Origin of the sequence: Citrobacter sp. CK191, from assembly GCF_030333435.1 — a bacterium.
Taxonomy (GTDB): domain Bacteria; phylum Pseudomonadota; class Gammaproteobacteria; order Enterobacterales; family Enterobacteriaceae; genus Citrobacter_B; species Citrobacter_B koseri.
In genome coordinates, this window is the sequence record NZ_JAOWFX010000030.1 from 432,473 (window position 1) to 450,960 (window position 18,488).

12 protein-coding genes and 1 tRNA gene are annotated in these 18,488 nt (G+C 56.1%); 11 read left to right on the plus strand and 2 right to left on the minus strand.

Annotated elements, in window-relative coordinates:
* Nucleotides 1-16 precede the first annotated feature (16 nt).
* The 10 genes from lgt to recD all read left to right on the plus strand — a co-directional run bounded on the left by lgt (nucleotide 17) and on the right by recD (nucleotide 15,426).
* Nucleotides 17-892: a prolipoprotein diacylglyceryl transferase gene (lgt, locus tag OGV82_RS11595; RefSeq protein ID WP_047461522.1), complete on the plus strand. Its 876-nt coding sequence runs from the start codon at nucleotides 17-19 to the stop codon at nucleotides 890-892.
* A gap of 6 nt (nucleotides 893-898) precedes the next feature.
* Nucleotides 899-1,693 carry a thymidylate synthase gene (gene thyA, locus OGV82_RS11600; protein ID WP_012134943.1) on the plus strand — a complete coding sequence of 265 codons (795 nt, stop codon included), beginning with the start codon at nucleotides 899-901 and terminating at the stop codon, nucleotides 1,691-1,693.
* A gap of 184 nt (nucleotides 1,694-1,877) precedes the next feature.
* On the plus strand, nucleotides 1,878-2,348 hold the full coding sequence (locus OGV82_RS11605; protein WP_012134942.1) for a prepilin peptidase-dependent protein: 471 nt from the start codon (nucleotides 1,878-1,880) through the stop codon (nucleotides 2,346-2,348).
* Nucleotides 2,339-2,902, plus strand: a complete 564-nt coding sequence (locus OGV82_RS11610) for a prepilin peptidase-dependent protein (RefSeq protein WP_047461525.1) — start codon at nucleotides 2,339-2,341, stop codon at nucleotides 2,900-2,902. Before OGV82_RS11605 ends, OGV82_RS11610 begins: the two co-directional genes overlap by 10 nt.
* A complete protein-coding gene (locus tag OGV82_RS11615) occupies nucleotides 2,899-3,306 on the plus strand; it encodes a DUF2509 family protein (protein ID WP_101744105.1) in 408 nt (135 codons plus the stop codon). Before OGV82_RS11610 ends, OGV82_RS11615 begins: the two co-directional genes overlap by 4 nt.
* Nucleotides 3,291-3,614: a prepilin-type N-terminal cleavage/methylation domain-containing protein gene (locus OGV82_RS11620; RefSeq protein WP_012134939.1), complete on the plus strand. Its 324-nt coding sequence runs from the start codon at nucleotides 3,291-3,293 to the stop codon at nucleotides 3,612-3,614. Before OGV82_RS11615 ends, OGV82_RS11620 begins: the two co-directional genes overlap by 16 nt.
* 12 nt (nucleotides 3,615-3,626) lie before the next feature.
* Nucleotides 3,627-6,995 (plus strand): exodeoxyribonuclease V subunit gamma, encoded by a 3,369-nt coding sequence (recC, locus tag OGV82_RS11625; RefSeq protein ID WP_101744106.1) that lies wholly within the window; start codon nucleotides 3,627-3,629, stop codon nucleotides 6,993-6,995.
* Nucleotides 6,996-7,176: 181 nt separating this feature from the next.
* On the plus strand, nucleotides 7,177-10,065 hold the full coding sequence (gene ptrA, locus OGV82_RS11630) for a pitrilysin (protein ID WP_101744107.1): 2,889 nt from the start codon (nucleotides 7,177-7,179) through the stop codon (nucleotides 10,063-10,065).
* The gene (gene recB, locus OGV82_RS11635; protein ID WP_047461537.1) at nucleotides 10,058-13,603 is read left to right on the plus strand and encodes an exodeoxyribonuclease V subunit beta; all 3,546 of its coding nucleotides are present in this window, start codon (nucleotides 10,058-10,060) and stop codon (nucleotides 13,601-13,603) included. The genes ptrA and recB overlap by 8 nt, the downstream gene beginning before the upstream one ends.
* Entirely contained in the window at nucleotides 13,600-15,426 is a 1,827-nt protein-coding gene (gene recD / locus OGV82_RS11640) for an exodeoxyribonuclease V subunit alpha (RefSeq protein ID WP_101744108.1), read from the plus strand. Before recB ends, recD begins: the two co-directional genes overlap by 4 nt.
* A 93-nt stretch (nucleotides 15,427-15,519) precedes the next feature.
* Here recD and argA read toward each other — a convergent pair whose 3' ends face one another.
* Nucleotides 15,520-16,851 carry an amino-acid N-acetyltransferase gene (gene argA, locus OGV82_RS11645; protein ID WP_024130906.1) on the minus strand — a complete coding sequence of 444 codons (1,332 nt, stop codon included), beginning with the start codon at nucleotides 16,849-16,851 and terminating at the stop codon, nucleotides 15,520-15,522.
* A gap of 233 nt (nucleotides 16,852-17,084) precedes the next feature.
* On the opposite strand from argA, the gene amiC reads away from it, so the two are divergent.
* Nucleotides 17,085-18,338, plus strand: coding sequence for an N-acetylmuramoyl-L-alanine amidase AmiC (gene amiC / locus OGV82_RS11650; protein WP_047461541.1), 1,254 nt, complete (start codon nucleotides 17,085-17,087; stop codon nucleotides 18,336-18,338).
* 72 nt (nucleotides 18,339-18,410) lie between these two features.
* Here the strand turns inward: amiC and OGV82_RS11655 are convergent.
* Nucleotides 18,411-18,487 (minus strand) — tRNA-Met (locus tag OGV82_RS11655).
* Nucleotide 18,488 lies beyond the last annotated feature (1 nt).

The window sequence follows — 18,488 nt, forward strand, 5'->3', positions numbered from 1 at the left end:
GAACTTGTGGTGACAGATGACCAGTAGCTATCTGCATTTTCCGGAATTTGATCCGGTCATTTTCTCAATTGGGCCCGTTGCGCTGCACTGGTACGGCATGATGTACCTGGTCGGTTTTGTCTTTGCAATGTGGCTGGCGATTCGCCGGGCAAACCGTCCGGGCAGCGGCTGGACCAAAAACGAAGTTGAAAACTTACTCTATGCCGGTTTTCTCGGCGTTTTCCTCGGTGGCCGTATTGGTTACGTCCTGTTCTACAACTTCCCGCTGTTCCTGGAAAATCCGCTCTATCTGTTCCGCGTCTGGGATGGCGGCATGTCCTTCCACGGCGGCCTGATCGGCGTCATTCTGGTGATGGTGATCTTCGCCAGACGCACTAAACGTTCTTTCTTCCAGGTATCCGATTTCATCGCGCCGCTGATTCCTTTTGGTTTAGGCGCAGGGCGTCTGGGGAACTTTATCAACGGCGAGCTGTGGGGGCGCGTCGATCCGAGCTTCCCGTTTGCCATGCTGTTCCCGGGCTCTCGCGCGGAAGATATCGCGCTGTTGCCGTCAAACCCGCAGTGGCAGTCGATCTTTGATACCTATGGCGTTCTGCCTCGCCATCCGTCCCAGCTGTATGAGCTGGTGCTGGAAGGTATCGTGCTGTTCATTATTCTTAACCTGTTTATCCGCAAGTCGCGCCCGATGGGGGCTGTCTCTGGCCTGTTCCTGATTGGCTATGGCGCCTTTCGTATCATTGTTGAATTCTTCCGCCAACCGGATGCGCAGTTTACCGGCGCATGGGTACAGTACATCAGCATGGGGCAGATTCTCTCTATCCCGATGATTGTCGCTGGTGTGATCATGATGGTTTGGGCTTACCGCCGCAGCCCACAGCAACACGTTTCCTGAGGAACCATGAAACAGTATTTAGAACTGATGCAAAAAGTGCTGGATGAAGGCACACAGAAAAACGACCGTACCGGAACCGGAACGCTTTCCATTTTTGGTCATCAGATGCGTTTTAACCTGCGGGAAGGATTTCCGCTGGTGACGACGAAGCGCTGCCATTTACGCTCCATCATTCACGAGCTGTTGTGGTTCCTGCAAGGCGATACCAACGTCGCTTACCTGCATGAAAACAATGTGACGATCTGGGACGAATGGGCCGATGAAAACGGTAATTTAGGCCCGGTATATGGCAAACAGTGGCGCGCATGGCCTGCGCCGGACGGTCGCCATATTGACCAGATCACCACGGTCATGAACCAGTTGAAAAATGACCCGGACTCCCGCCGTATTATTGTTTCCGCCTGGAACGTCGGCGAGCTGGATAAAATGGCGCTGGCGCCGTGTCATGCGTTCTTCCAGTTCTATGTTGCGGACGGCAAGCTCTCCTGCCAGCTGTATCAGCGCTCCTGCGACGTCTTCCTGGGGCTGCCGTTTAATATCGCCAGCTATGCGTTACTGGTGCATATGATGGCGCAACAGTGCGACCTGGAAGTGGGCGACTTCGTCTGGACCGGCGGCGACACGCACCTGTACAGCAACCATATGGAACAGACGCACCTACAGTTAAGCCGCGAACCGCGCGCGCTGCCGAAACTGGTGATCAAACGTAAGCCTGACTCTATCTTCGACTACCGTTTTGAAGATTTTGAGATTGAAGGCTACGACCCGCATCCTGGCATTAAAGCGCCGGTCGCTATCTGACCTGAGCTCATCCTGTCATAACCGACGCCTTTGCGCGTCGGTTTTTTTTACTCCGTACGCCATTCTTCGGCGCTGCTTCCCGAATTTTTGCAACGCGCTGTAATACGATAACTATTTCTCGTAACGCGCCGAATAATCTGCATTCTTGCCTCGTCATTTTCTCCGCCCCCGGCATACTGCCGCTATGAAAAAACAACAGGGCTATACGCTCATTGAAACAATGGTCGCAATGCTTCTTATGGTTAGCCTTAGCGCCACAGGGCTCTATGGCTGGCAGCGTTGGCAACAGCAGCAACGGTTATGGCAAACCGCCAGCCAGCTGCGGGATTACTTGCTGCAACTGCGTGAGGATGCGAACTGGCACAACCGGGATCACATTGTTCAGGTCATCAGAGAACGCGGCGGCTGGTGCTTTGTCAGCGCTGCTTCGGCGCAAGGTGCCTGTACGCCAGACGCGCCGTTTGTCTTTATTCCAGCATGGCGCGATATCGACATGGTGGAGATCACCCCCTCGCTGGCGTTTTTTGGTCTGCGCAATACCGCCTGGGCCGGGCATATCCGCCTGAAAAACGCCGCGGGCGAATGGCGTCTGGTGGTTTCGTCCTGGGGGCGAATCCGACTCTGTGAGGGACGCGAGGCCGAAGCATGTCGGTGAACGAGCGCGGTTTTTCTCTGCTGGAGGTACTTATCGCGATGGCGATAAGCAGCATGCTACTGCTCGGCGCGGCACGATTTTTACCCGCGCTACAGCGTGAGATTCTACAGACCACGCGGCAGTTGTTGCTGGAAGATGAGATCTGGCAGCGTGCTTATACCGTGGCAAAACACCTGCAACGCGCGGGATATTGTCGGGGAAACTGCACAGGGAAAGGACTGGTGATTGCCGGGCAGGGGGAGTGCGTTATCGTACAGTGGGACGCCAATAATAACGGGCGCTGGGAGACTGCGCCGGGAAAAGAGGCCGAACAGACCGGGTTTCGTTTAAACAATAAAACGCTGGAAACATTGCGTGGGGCAACATCATGCGCAGATAAAGGGTGGGATAAAATGACCGATCCCGATACGGTACAGATTGAGGCATTTAACGTTGAGCGTCAGGAGATGCCCGGTTTTGCGCCGGTACTGACGCTGTCTCTTCAGGGGCGCAGTAAAGCGGCTTCTAAAACCGCTGTTGAGGCGCAATACAGCGTCACCGGGTTTAATCTGTGAAACGTGAACGGGGTGTGTCTTCTCTGGCGATGGTGCTTTTGCTGCTGGTATTGGGCAGCCTGCTGCTTCAGGGGGCAAACCAGCAGCAGGCGAGTTTTTCCACTCTGGTGGCGACAGAAAGCCGGGCCTTGCAGCGTCAGGCGGTGGCGCAGTCGGCGCTGGAATGGGGAAGGATGCAGTCATGGTCGGCGCAGGCTGCGGTTGAGTGTCGGCAATACGCCACGCCGAATGCCCGCGTTTGCCTGCGCCTGCTCGGGAACAACACCGCTTTATTGATTGCGCAGTATGATGGCGCATCGGTCTGGCGCCTGGGTGCTCTGGAGGAAAGCGGCGTTGTATTTTCTCCGCATGGATGGAGCGATTTTTGCCCGTTGAGTGAGGTGGCGTTATGCCAGATACCCTGAACAGGCAGCGTGGTTTTAGTCTGCCGGAAGTGATACTGGCGATGGCGCTGCTGGTGATAACCGTCACTGCGTTATCGGGTTATCAGCGGGCGTTGATGACGAGTCTTGTCGTCAGGGCGCAATATCAACAGCTCTGGCGGTACGGCTGGCAGCAAACGGCGCTGTATTCATTTTCACCTCCCGAAAGCTGGCAGGCCAACCGAATGCAGACAACACAAGCGGGATGTGTCAGCATCAGCGTTAAACTCATTTCCCCTTTGGGCAGGCAAGGCCAGATGTCGCGCTTACACTGCCCGAAAAGTCAGTAGTCAGGAGTTGCTATGTTAAGGGTCTACCACTCCAACCGTCTGGACGTGCTGGAAGCGTTAATGGAATTCATCGTTGAGCGCGATCGGCTTGACGATCCCTTTGAACCCGAAATTGTGTTGGTTCAAAGTACCGGTATGGCGCAGTGGCTGCAAATGACCCTTTCGCAGAAATTTGGTATCGCCGCGAATATCGATTTTCCGCTACCCGCGAGTTTTATCTGGGATATGTTTGTACGCGTGCTGCCTGATATCCCGAAAGAGAGCGCGTTCAGCAAGCAAAACATGAGCTGGAAGCTGATGACGCTGCTGCCGCAACTGCTGGAGCGTGAGGATTTTACGCTACTGCGCCACTATCTGACGGACGACGCTGATAAGCGCAAGCTATTCCAGCTTTCCTCGCGTGCCGCCGATCTTTTCGATCAGTATCTGGTCTATCGCCCCGACTGGCTTACCCAGTGGGAGGCGGGGCAGATGGTTGACGGGTTAGGGGAGGCTCAGATCTGGCAGGCGCCGCTGTGGAAGGCGCTGGTGGAATACACGGCTGAACTGGGGCAGCCGCGTTGGCACCGTGCGAATGTGTATCAGCGTTTTATCCAGACGCTGGAAAATGCGACAACCAGCCCGACGGGGCTGCCTTCGCGCGTCTTTATTTGTGGTATTTCCGCGCTGCCGCCGGTGTATCTCCGGGCCTTGCAGGCGCTGGGAAAGCACATCGAAATCCATCTGCTGTTCACTAACCCCTGCCGTTATTACTGGGGGGATATCAGAGATCCTGCCTGGCTGGCAAAACTGGTGGCTCGTCAGCGTCGTCACAGCTTTGAGGAGCGCGACTTACCGCTGTTTCGCGATAACCAACGCGCCGGGGAGTTATTTAATAGCGACGGCGAGCAGGATGTCGGGAACCCGATGCTGGCGTCCTGGGGGAAACTGGGGCGGGACTACATCTACTTGCTTTCCGAACTGGAAAACACGCAGGAACTGGATGCGTTTGTCGATATTCCCCCGGACAACCTGCTTCATAACATTCAGGCGGACATCCTTGAGCTGGAAAGTCGCGCCGTGGCTGGGGTGAACCTCGAAGAGTACGCCCGAAGCGACAACAAGCGTCCGCTTGACCCGAATGACGCCAGCGTGACCTTTCACGTATGCCATAGCCCGCAGCGTGAAGTGGAGATCCTGCACGATCGTCTGCTGGCGATGCTGGAGGCCGACCCGACGCTGATGCCGCGCGATATTATCGTCATGGTGGCGGATATCGACAGCTATAGCCCCTTTATTCAGGCCGTATTTGGCAGTGCGCCTGCCGAACGCTACCTGCCTTATGCCATCTCCGATCGCCGGGCGCGTCAGTCGCATCCTGTTTTGCAGGCGTTTATCAGCCTGCTGTCGTTGCCGGACAGCCGTTTTGTCTCTGAAGATGTGCTGGCGCTGCTGGACGTGCCGGTTCTGGCGGCTCGGTTTAACATCAACGAAGAAGGGCTGCGCTATCTTCGCTTATGGGTCAATGAGTCGGGTATCCGCTGGGGGATTGATGACGACAACGTGCGCGAGCTGGCGCTTCCTGCAACGGGGCAGCATACCTGGCAATTTGGCCTGACGCGTATGCTGTTGGGTTACGCGATGGAAAGCGCGCAGGGCGAATGGCAGTCCGTGCTGCCTTATGACGAGTCCAGCGGGCTGATTGCGGAGCTGGTCGGGCATCTGGCGTCCCTGCTTATGCAGTTGAACCTCTGGCGTCGCGGGCTGGCGCAGGCGCGTCCGCTGGAAGAGTGGCTCCCGGTTTGCCGCGACATGCTCAATGACTTTTTCTTGCCCGATGCGGAAACGGAAGCCGCAATGACCCTTATCGAGCAGCAATGGCAGGCGATTATCACCGAAGGGCTTGAGGCGGAGTATGGCGATGCGGTGCCGCTGTCTCTGTTACGGGACGAGCTGGCGCAAAGGCTGGATCAGGAACGCATCAGCCAGCGTTTTCTGGCGGGGCCGGTAAACATCTGTACGCTCATGCCTATGCGTTCTATCCCCTTTAAGGTTGTGTGTCTCCTTGGTATGAATGACGGCGTCTATCCGCGTCAGCTGGCGCCGCTCGGTTTTGACCTGATGAGCCAGAAACCGATGCGCGGGGATCGTAGCCGTCGCGATGATGACCGCTACCTGTTCCTTGAGGCCTTAATCTCTGCGCAGCAGACGCTCTATATTAGCTACATCGGGCGCTCTATTCAGGATAACAGCGAACGTTTCCCGTCAGTCCTGGTGCAGGAACTGATGGATTATATCGGGCAAAGTCACTATTTGCCGGGAGATGAAGAACTGACCAGCGATGAGAGCGAGGCCCGCGTGAAAGCGCATATCGCTCGCCTGCACACGAGGATGCCGTTTGATGCGCAAAACTATCTTCCCGGAGAACAGCAAAGCTACGCGCGCGAATGGCTGCCTGCTGCAAGTCAGTCAGGCGAGGCCCACTCTGATTTTGTACAGCCGTTGCCCTATGAACTCCCTGAGACGTTGACGCTGGAAAAACTTCAGCGCTTCTGGGCGCATCCGGTGCGGGCGTTTTTCCAGATGCGGCTACAGGTGAATTTCCGCGCGGAAGAGAGTGAAATTCCCGATACGGAGCCGTTCATTCTGGAAGGGCTAACCCGCTATCAGCTTAATCAGCAGTTGCTTAATACGCTGGTCGAAGAAGAGGATGCCGGGCTTTTATTCCGTCGCTTCCGGGCGGCGGGCGATCTCCCGTATGGCGCTTTTGGCGAGATCCTCTGGGATACGCAGCGTCAGGAGATGCAGTCGCTGGCGGACAGGATTATCGCGTGTCGTCAGCCGGGGAAAAGTATGGAAGTTGATCTGCTCTGCAATGGCGTGCAGATCACGGGGTGGTTGCCGCAGGTGCAGGAAGACGGTTTGTTGCGCTGGCGCCCATCTTTAATAAGCGTTGCGCAGGGAATGCAACTTTGGCTGGAACACCTTGTCTATTGTGCCTGTGGCGGAAAAGGCGAAAGTCGTTTGTTCCTGCGTAAAGAGGGAGAGTGGCGCTTCCCGCCGTTAGAGGCTGAACAGGCGTTAACTTACCTCGCACAGCTGATTGACGGTTATCGGGAAGGGATGTCGTCCCCACTGATGGTTCTTCCTGAAAGCGGCGGCGCATGGATAAAAGCTTGTTATGACGCGGCGAATGATGCCATGTTAGATGATGCTGACACGCTGCAAAAAGCCCGGACGAAGTTCTTGCAGGCTTATGAAGGTAACATGGTGATACGCGGAGAAGGGGATGATATCTGGTATCAACGGTTGTGGCGTCAGCTGGAGCCGAAGACGATAGAGAGCATTATTTCTCAGTCTCAACGTTATCTGTTACCGCTATTTCGTTTTAATCAGTCGTGAGGGTTGTATAAAAATTGCGCAATTAAATGGCTTCATTTATGATGCGTTTTCTGTCACGGACTGATTTTACAATAAGAGATGCTGACTCGTTTAGCACACAGTTTTGTCCTGCTCAATAAGCGCCAGCGTCGCGCTCGCGCTTCACCTGAGCGGGAAAGAAAGTTAATGATGAGGTTCGTGAATGCCCCGCAGCACCTGGTTCAAAGCGTTACTGTTGTTTGTCGCCCTTTGGGCACCCTTAAGTCAGGCAGATACCGGTTGGCAGCCTTTGGTGGAAACCATCCGTAAAAGCGAGAAAGATACGCGTCAGTATCAGGCGATTCGTCTGGACAATGACATGGTGGTTTTGCTGGTATCCGACCCGCAAGCGGTAAAATCGCTTTCCGCGCTGGTGGTGCCTGTTGGATCGCTGGAGGACCCCGATGAACATCAGGGGCTGGCGCACTATCTCGAACATATGAGTCTGATGGGATCTAAAAAATATCCCCAGCCTGACAGCCTTGCCGAATACCTTAAAATGCACGGCGGCAGCCATAATGCCAGCACCGCGCCGTATCGTACCGCCTTCTATCTGGAGGTGGAAAACGACGCCCTGTCAGGTGCGGTCGATCGCCTTGCCGATGCCATTGCCGCCCCGTTGCTGGATAAAAAATATGCCGAGCGTGAGCGCAATGCGGTCAATGCCGAACTGACGATGGCGCGTACGCGAGACGGTATGCGTATGGCGCAGGTCAGCGCAGAAACCATCAACCCGGCGCACCCGGGTTCGCGTTTCTCTGGCGGCAATCTGGAAACCTTAAGCGACAAACCTGGCAATCCGGTTCAGCAGGCGTTGCAGGCGTTTCACGAAAAATATTATTCAGCGAACCTGATGAAGGCGGTGATTTACAGTAACAAACCGCTGCCGGAACTGGCGCGTATTGCGGCTGAAACCTATGGCCGGGTGCCGAATAAAAATATCAAAAAGCCGGAAATTACCGTGCCGGTAGTAACGGACGCGCAAAAGGGCATCATCATTCATTATGTGCCTGCTCTGCCGCGTAAAGTGCTGCGCGTAGAGTTTCGTATTGATAACAACAGCGCGCAGTTTCGCAGCAAAACCGACGAACTGGTGACCTACCTGATTGGCAACCGTAGCCCGGGAACGCTCTCCGACTGGCTGCAAAAACAAGGATTAGTGGAAGGCATTCGTGCGGACTCCGACCCGGTGGTTAACGGTAACAGCGGCGTACTGGCCATTTCTGCTACCCTGACGGACAAAGGGCTGGCGAACCGGGACGACGTTGTCGCCGCCATCTTCAGCTATCTCAACCTGTTACGTGAAAAAGGCGTGGATAAACGCTACTTCGATGAGCTGGCGCATGTGCTGGATCTCGACTTCCGTTACCCCTCTATCACCCGTGATATGGATTACGTCGAATGGCTGGCGGATACGATGATTCGCGTTCCGGTGGAGCATACGCTGGATGCGGTGAATATCGCCGATCAATACGATGCGGCGGCGGTGAAATCACGCCTGGCGATGATGACGCCGCAGAATGCGCGTATCTGGTACATCAGCCCGAAGGAACCGCATAACAAAACGGCCTATTTTGTCGACGCGCCTTATCAGGTGAATAAAATCGACGACAAAACGCTCGCCGACTGGCAGCAAAAAGCGCAGGGCATTGCGCTGTCATTACCGGAGCTTAACCCCTATATTCCAGACGATTTCACGCTGATCAAACCAGAGAAGGAATATCCTCACCCGGAGCTGATTGTCGATGAACCGGATTTGCGCGTGGTTTATGCGCCGAGCCGTTATTTTGCCAGCGAGCCTAAGGCGGATGTCAGCGTTATTCTGCGTAACCCGAAAGCAATGGACAGCGCCAGAAACCAGGTGATGTTTGCGTTAAACGATTATCTCGCGGGGATCGCGCTCGACCAGTTAAGCAACCAGGCATCGGTCGGCGGGATTGGCTTTTCCACCAACGCCAACAATGGTCTGATGCTTAACGCGAACGGTTACACGCAGCGCTTGCCGCAGCTTTTCCAGGCATTGCTGGAAGGGTATTTCAGCTACACCGCGACGGAAGAACAGCTGGAACAGGCGAAATCCTGGTATGCGCAGATGATGGATTCCGCAGAAAAAGGGAAGGCCTACGATCAGGCGATTATGCCGGCACAGATGCTTTCTCAGGTGCCTTACTTCCAGCGTGATGAACGCCGTAAGCTGTTGCCTTCGATCACGCTGAAAGAGGTCATGGCTTACCGCGATACGTTAAAAGCAGGCGCGCGACCGGAGTTTCTGGTGATTGGCAATATGCGCGAAGCGCAGGTGAAAACCATGGCGCGGGATATCCAACAGCAGCTTGGCGCCAACGGTTCAGAGTGGTGTCGCAATAAAGACGTACTGGTGGATAAAAAGCAGTCGGTCATCTTTGAGAAGGCGGGAAGCAGCACTGATTCCGCGCTGGCGGCGGTATTCGTTCCAACCGGTTACGATGAATATGCCAGTTCAGCCTACAGCGCGATGTTAGGGCAAATCGTTCAGCCGTGGTTCTATAATCAGTTGCGTACTGAAGAACAGTTAGGTTATGCGGTGTTCGCTTTCCCGATGAGCGTCGGGCGTCAGTGGGGGATGGGTTTCCTGCTGCAAAGCAGCGACAAGCAACCGTCTTATCTCTGGGAGCGTTACAAAGCATTCTTCCCAACGGCGGAAGCGAAGCTACGGGCGATGACGCCGGAAGAGTTTGCGCAAATTCAGCAGGCGATCATCGCGCAGATGTTGCAAGCGCCGCAAACGCTGGGCGAAGAAGCGTCGAAATTAAGCAAAGATTTCGATCGCGGCAATATGCGCTTTGATTCACGTGATAAAATCGTGGCTCAGATTAAACTGCTGACGCCGCAAAAACTTGCCGATTTCTTCCATCAGGCGGTGGTTGAGCCGCAAGGCATGGCGATACTGTCACAGGTTTCCGGCAGTCAGAACGGGAAAGCAGAGTACGTGCGCCCGGAAGGCTGGAAAGTGTGGGAGAACGTCAGCGCGTTGCAGCAAACCTTACCCCTGATGAGTGAAAAGAATGAATGATGCCGCTGAGTCCCTTGATCCTTTACGCTTGCCCCTTACGGGCGAGCGTCTGATTGAAGCCTCTGCGGGCACTGGCAAAACGTTTACTATCGCCGCGTTGTATCTGCGCCTGCTGCTCGGATTGGGCGGCTCTGCCGCCTTTCCCCGACCGCTGACCGTGGAAGAACTGTTGGTCGTGACGTTTACCGAGGCGGCCACCGAAGAGTTACGCGGCCGCATCCGCAGCAACATCCATGAACTGCGCATCGCCTGTCTGCGTGAAACTACCGATAACCCGTTATATGCCCGCCTGCTGGAAGAGATCGAGGATAAAAAGCAGGCGGCGCAGTGGTTACTGTTGGCGGAAAGACAGATGGATGAGGCGGCGGTATTCACCATCCACGGTTTTTGCCAGCGCATGCTCAGCCTGAATGCGTTTGAGTCCGGCATGCTGTTCGAGCAGCAACTAATCGAAGATGAATCTCTTCTGCGCTATCAGGCCTGCGCCGACTTCTGGCGGCGTCACTGTTATCCGCTGCCGCGCGAAATTGCCCAGGTTGTCTTTGAAGCGTGGAAAGGCCCCCGGGCGCTACTGAAAGATATCGATCGTTATTTGCAGGGCGAAGCGCCGGTTATCAAAGCCCCGCCGCCGTCAGACGAGACGCTGGCGTCTCGCCACGAACACATTTTGTCGAGTATTAACGCCCTGAAGCAGCAATGGTGCGCGTCCGTTGATGAACTGGATGGGGTGATAGAGTCGTCGGGAATCGATCGCAGAAAATTCAATCGCGGCAACCAGACGAAATGGATCGAGAAGATCACGGCGTGGGCGCAGGCGGAAACGCAAACCTATCAATTACCCGATGCGCTGGAGAAATTCTCCCGGCGATTCCTGGAAGAGAGAACCAAAGCGGGCGGCATAACCCCGCAGCATCCGCTGTTTGTCGCCATTGAGGAACTGCTGGCTGAACCGTTGACGATAAAAGATCTGCTGATCACCCGTGCGCTGGCGGAAATCCGCGAGACGGTTGCGCAGGAAAAACAACGCCGGGGTGAATTAGGTTTCGACGACATGCTGAGTCGTCTGGATGTTGCGCTGCGTAGTAATAGCGGCGATGCGCTGGCAAGCGCAATTCGTGGCCGTTTCCCGGTGGCGATGATTGATGAGTTTCAGGATACCGACCCGCAGCAGTACCGCATTTTCCGCCGCATCTGGCGGCATCAGCCGGACACCGCGCTGTTGTTGATTGGCGATCCGAAACAGGCGATTTATGCGTTTCGCGGCGCGGATATCTTCACCTACATGAAAGCCCGCAGCGAGGTCAGTGCCCATTATACGCTGGATACTAACTGGCGTTCCGCACCGGGCATGGTCAACAGCGTGAATACGTTGTTCAGTCAGATGAACGACGCCTTTATGTTCCGCGAAATTCCATTTGCGCCGGTTAAATCGGCCCAGAAGAACCAGTTGCTGCGCTTTGTGCTGAACGGCGAGACGCAGCCCGCCATGAATATGTGGTTGATGGAAGGGGAAAGCTGCGGCATTGGCGACTATCAGAGTTACATGGCGCAGGTGTGCGCGACGCAAATTCGTGACTGGCTGAAAGCCGGGCAAACTGGCGATGCGCTGCTTGTTAGCGAGAAAACCTCACGCCCGGTTCGAGCCTCGGATATCAGCGTGCTGGTGCGAAGCCGCCAGGAAGCGGCGCAAATTCGTGATGCGCTGACGCTGCTGGCGATTCCGTCCGTTTATCTCTCCAACCGCGACAGCGTATTTGAGACGCTGGAAGCGCAGGAGATGCTGTGGATCTTACAGGCCGTCATGACGCCTGAGCGTGAAAATACGCTGCGTAGCGCGATGGCGGCCTCAATGATGGGGCTGACCGCGCAGGACATCGAAACGCTGAATAACGACGAAAATGCCTGGGATACGGTGGTCGAAGAGTTCGACGGCTATCGTCAAATCTGGCATAAGCGCGGCGTCATGCCCATGCTGCGCGCGCTGATGTCAGCGCGGAATATTGCCGAAAACCTGCTGGCGACGGCGGGAGGCGAGCGCCGCCTGACCGATATTCTGCACATCAGCGAATTGTTGCAGGAAGCCGGTTCGCAGCTGGAAAGCGAGCATGCGCTGGTGCGCTGGCTGTCGCAGCATATTCTTGAGCCGGACAGCAATGCCGCCAGCCAGCAACTGCGGCTGGAAAGCGATAAACATCTGGTGCAAATCGTCACCATCCATAAATCAAAAGGGCTGGAATATCCGCTCGTCTGGCTGCCTTTTATTACCCATTTCCGCGTGCAGGATCAGGCGTTTTATCACGATCGCAATTCGTTTGACGCGGTGCTGGATCTCAGCCACGCCGAGGAGAGTGTTGAACTGGCGGAAGCAGAGCGTCTGGCGGAAGATCTGCGTTTGCTTTATGTGGCGCTGACCCGTTCGGTGTGGCATTGCAGCCTCGGCGTTTCGCCGTTGGTGCGTCGTCGCGGAGATAAGAAAGGCGATACCGATGTACACCAAAGCGCGCTCGGGCGCCTGCTGCAAAAAGGTGAGCCGAAAGATGCCGCTGGGCTTCGCGCCTGCATTGACGCGCTTTGCGGGGAGGATATCGCCTGTCGGACGCCAGCCGAACCGGACAGCGAACGCTGGCAGGTAACGGAGGCGTCGCGTGCGGCGCTAAGCGCCAGAGCGTTACGCCGAACGCCTGCCGACAACTGGCGAGTAACCAGTTATTCCGGCTTACAGCAGCAAGGCCATAGCGTCGCCCAGGATTTAATTCCGCGTCTGGATGTGGATGCCGCCGGGGTGGGGGACGTGGCGGAAGAGCCGGAGCTGACGCCGCACCAGTTCCCGCGAGGGGCATCGCCGGGTACATTCCTGCATAGCCTGTTTGAAGACCTCGACTTTACGCAGCCCGTTGACCCGGCCTGGGTGCGGGAAAAACTGGAGCTTGGCGGTTATGACACGCACTGGGAGCCGGTTTTAACGCAGTGGCTGGACGCTGTTTTGCAGGCTCCCCTGACCGAACGCGGCGTGAGTCTGCGTCATCTTTCTGCCCGTGAAAAACAGGTGGAGATGGCGTTTTATCTGCCGATCGCACAGCCGCTTATCGCCAGTCAACTGGATGCGCTGATTCGCCGGTTTGATCCGCTCTCGGCGGGCTGCCCGCCGCTCGACTTCATGCAGGTTCGCGGCATGCTGAAAGGGTTTATCGACCTGGTGTTTCGCCATGAAGGGCGGTATTACCTGCTCGATTACAAATCAAACTGGCTGGGCGAAGACAGCACGGCCTACACTCAGGAGGCGATGGCCTCAGCGATGCAGGCGCATCGCTATGACCTGCAATATCAGCTGTATACGCTGGCGTTGCACCGCTATCTGCGCCATCGCATCGCCGATTATGACTATGAACGCCATTTCGGCGGCGTGATCTACCTTTTCCTGCGCGGCGTTGACCGTGAATATCCACGGCAGGGCATTTTCTCGACCCGGCCGGACAGCGAACTGATTGCGTTAATGGATGAGATGTTTGCAGGCGTTGTAGCGGAGGAGGCGCAATGACAATTCAGAAGCGATTACTGGAGGCCGTAGAACAAAAGTTGTTGCGGCCATTAGACGCTCAGTTTGCGCTGGCGGTTGCCGGGCAGGACGCTCCGTGCGTGACGCTGGCCGTTGCATTGCTCAGCCGCGATGCGGGGGAAGGGCATGTCTGTATGCCGCTTTCGCGCCTGGCGATAACGGAAGAGTCGCATCCGCTACTGGTCTCCTGGTTTAGCGAGAGGGACGCGCCTGAAGACTGGGCATCGTGTCTGCTGGCTTCCGGGGCGGTCAGTCGGGGAGAGCGGCCAACGCCGTTGATTCTGCATGAAGATCGCCTTTACCTGAACCGGATGTGGAGTAACGAGCGCACGGTAGCCCGCTTTTTTAGCGAGGTTAACCAGGCGATCGCGGTAGATGAACAGCAACTGGCCCGCACGCTGGATGCGCTTTTCCCGCCGACGGATGACGTCAACTGGCAAAAGGTGGCGGCGGCCGTGGCGTTGACGCGCCGTATTTCCGTCATTTCCGGCGGGCCTGGCACCGGTAAAACCACTACCGTGGCGAAGCTGCTGGCCGCGTTGATTCAGATGGCGGACGGCGAGCGATGCCGTATACGACTGGCGGCGCCGACGGGGAAAGCGGCGGCGCGTCTTACCGAGTCGCTTGGCGCGGCATTGCGCCAGCTTCCGCTCACGGATGAGCAAAAAAAACGCATCCCGGATGACGCCAGTACGTTGCACCGGCTGTTGGGCGCACAGCCCGGTAGCCAGAGGCTGCGCCATCACGCGGGAAATCCGCTGCATCTGGACGTGCTGGTGGTGGATGAGGCATCAATGATCGATTTGCCGATGATGTCGCGGCTAATTGAGGCGCTGCCGCCGCACGGACGCGTGATTTTTCTCGGCGATCGCGATCAGCTGGCTTCCGTTGAGGCGGGGGCGGTGCTGGGCGATATCTGCGCCTGGGTAAATGCCGGATTTACCGCCGGGCGCGCACAGCAGCTGAGCCGATTGACGGGAAGCCCCATTCCTGCGGGCGCAGGCACGGAGGCGGCCTCTTTGCGCGATAGCCTGTGTTTGCTGCAAAAAAGCTATCGCTTCGGGCATGATTCCGGCATTGGTCAACTGGCGGCAGCCATTAATCGCGGCGATAAAGCGGCGATGAAAACGGTCTTTCAGCAGGGATTCAGCGATATTGAAAAACGAACGCTACAGAGCAGCGAGGATTACGCCGCCATGCTCGATGAGGCGCTGGCCGGTTATGGGCGTTATCTGGCGCTTGTTCGCGAGGGCGCGGAGCCGGGGGCGATTATTCAGGCTTTCAATGAGTACCAGTTGTTGTGCGCGCTGCGTGAAGGGCCGTTTGGCGTTGGCGGTCTGAATGAACGCATCGAACAGGTTATGCTGCAAAAACGCAAAATTCAGCGTCACCCGCACAGCCGCTGGTATGAAGGGCGTCCGGTAATGATTGCGCGCAATGACAGCGCGTTGGGGTTGTTCAATGGCGATATCGGCATTGCGCTCGATCGCGGCCAGGGGTTGAGGGTGTGGTTCGCCATGCCGGATAGCAGCATTAAGTCGGTGCAGCCCAGCCGTTTGCCGGAGCATGAAACAACCTGGGCGATGACGGTGCATAAATCGCAGGGATCGGAGTTCGATCATGCGGCGCTGATTTTACCCAGCCAGCGCTCGCCGGTTGTGACCCGTGAGCTGGTGTATACCGCCGTGACGCGCGCACGTCGTCGCCTGTCTCTCTATGCCGATGAACGGGTTTTGAGCGGGGCAATTGCGACGCGCACGGAGCGACGTAGCGGACTGTCCGCGTTTTTTAATAACGGGCTGTGAGGCAAGTTGCCGGATGGCGCCTGCGCTTATCCGGCCTACAGCATCCCCGTAGACCCGATAAGACGCTTTAGCGTCGCCGTCAGGCAAAATGGGTTATCCCAAATCTGCCATCAACACCTTTGAACGACGCTGATAGTTGTACATCTCTTTTTTGCTCTCGGGCAGCAGTTCGATATCCACCGGCGTAAACCCACGTTCCTGGAACCAGTGAATACTGCGCGTTGTCAGCACAAACAGCTTGCTGAGGCCCATCTGTCTTGCCTGCACGGCTATCCGCTCCAGCAAAACTTCGCCACGCGATGAACTGCGATAATCTGGATGTACCGCCACGCAGGCCATTTCGCCGATTTTTTCTTCGGGGAAAGGGTACAGTGCGGCGCAGGCGATGGTCAGATTATCTCGCTGGATAATCGTGAATTTGTCGATCTCCATCTCCAGTTGTTCACGGGAGCGGCGCACCAGAATCCCCTGTTGTTCCAGCGGGCGAATCAGCTCCAGGATCCCGCCGATATCGTTAATGGTGGCGCGGCGAATCTGCTCGGCGCTCTCCATCACGATTTGCGTCCCGATCCCGTCGCGTGAGAACAGCTCCTGCAATAGCGCGCCGTCTTCCTGGTAGCTAATCAGATGGCAGCGACGCACGCCGCTGCGACAGGCTTTCACCGCGCCGCGCAGGAACCGCACGGTGCCTGAATTGTAATCGCCTTTTTCTTCCTGCGCTTCAACGCGTGCCTGCGCTTCGTTCGGGAAAAGTTCGGAAACGATGTCGCCTTCGTCGTTAGTTACCCCTTGCGACGAACAGAAGCCGATCATCTTCTCCGCCTTCAGTTTGATGGCGAGCTGCGTGGCGATCTCTTCTGAGGTCAGGTTAAAACTTTCGCCTGTGACGGAAACCGCGACCGGCCCCATCAGCACAATTGCGCCGCTGTCTAACTGGCGATGAATCGCCTCTTCATCAATACGGCGAATGCGTCCGCTGTGGCAGTAATCCACGCCGTCATCCACGCCCAGCGGCTGTGCAATAATAAAATTGCCGCTGACGACGTTGATGTGCGCGCCCTGTAAGGGGGTGTTGTTCAGGCTCATCGACAGACGGGCGGTGATATCCAGCTGCAACGTGCCTGCCGCTTGCTTAACCAGTTCCAGCGTTTTGGCGTCCGTCACGCGGGTATTTTTGTGGTACAGCGGCTCATGATGATGTGCGGCAAGGTTCGCGTCGATTTGCGGACGCGCGCCATACACCACCACCAGGCGAATGCCCAGACTGTGCAGAAGCCCGATGTCATTGACGATACTGGAGAAATTTTCATGCTCAATGGCCTCACCGCCAAGCATAATGACAAACGTTTTTCCCCGATGGGTATTGATATAGGGAACAGAATGGCGGAATCCCTGTACCAGTTCGGTTCTACGTTCCTTCACCACGGCACACCCTCATTGCATGATTATTCGAAATTAATGTATTTTTATTCTGTTTTTCCGTCGTGCGCAAGCGCAAATTTTAATCCCGCTGAAGTTTTCTCTCAGTAATACCGTGAATACAAAAAGAAAGTTTACCCTTTTATAGATGACAGATTATGCGTCATTCGCTAAAGTTTCCGGTCAATTTAGACGTTTTGTACATCAGCACCGTTAAGTTTGTTTTGCTCGGGAGAAGCATGTCGGGATCCAACTCAGCAATCAGTCGCCGTCGTTTACTACAAGGGACGGGCGCCATGTGGCTATTGAGCGTAAGTCAGGTCGGTTTGGCTGCCGTCAGCCAGGTCGTCGCGGTACGCATCTGGCCTGCGTCCAGCTATACCCGCGTCACGGTGGAATCGAACCGTCTGCTGAAATACAAACAGTTTGCCCTGAGTAACCCTGAGCGCGTGGTGGTGGATATTGAAGGCGTGAATCTGAACTCGGTGCTTAAAGGCATTGGCGCGCAGATCCGCGCGGACGATCCGTATATCAAGTCAGCGCGAGTGGGGCAGTTTGATCCACAGACGGTGCGGATGGTGTTTGAGCTGAAGCAAAACGTGAAACCGCAGCTGTTTGCCCTTGCGCCGGTGGCGGGCTTTAAAGAACGCCTGGTGATGGATCTCTACCCTGCCAATGCGCAGGATATGCAGGACCCGTTGCTGGCGCTGCTGGAAGATTACAACAAAGGCGATCTGGATAAGCAGGTGCCGCCTGCGCAGAGCGGGCCGCAGCCGGGCAAGGCGGGGCGCGATCGCCCGATCGTGATCATGCTCGATCCCGGTCATGGAGGGGAAGATCCCGGCGCCGTGGGGAAATACAAGACGCGCGAAAAAGACGTGGTGTTGCAGATTGCCCGCCGCTTGCGCGCGTTAATTGAGAGAGAAGGCAATATGAAGGTCTACATGACGCGTAATGAGGATATCTTCATTCCGCTGAAAGTGCGCGTGGCGAAAGCCCAGAAGCAGCGCGCCGACCTGTTTGTCTCTATCCATGCGGACGCGTTTACCAGCCGACAGCCCAGCGGTTCATCCGTTTTTGCGCTCTCGACGAAGGGTGCGACCAGTACGGCGGCAAAATACCTCGCGCAAACTCAGAATGCCTCGGATTTGATCGGCGGCGTGAGTAAAAGCGGCGATCGCTATGTCGATCACACAATGTTCGACATGGTGCAATCGTTGACCATCGCCGATAGTCTGAAGTTCGGTAAAGCGGTGCTCAACAGGCTGGGAAGGGTTAATAATCTGCACAAAAATCAGGTTGAGCAGGCCGGCTTTGCGGTGCTGAAAGCGCCGGATATTCCCTCTATTCTCGTGGAAACCGCCTTTATCAGTAATATTGAAGAGGAGCGTAAGCTCAAAACGGCGAAGTTCCAGCAGGAAGTGGCGGAGTCGATTCTGGCGGGTATTAAAGCCTACTTTGCCGATGGGGCGACGCTGGCGAGAAGGGGATAATAAAAAAGCGCTGAAAGGCGCTTTTTTTACGGGCCGCAGAAACGAAAAAACACCCGTTAAGGTGTTTAATATTGGTTGCGGGGGCCGGATTTGAACCGACGACCTTCGGGTTATGAGCCCGACGAGCTACCAGGCTGCTCCACCCCGCGT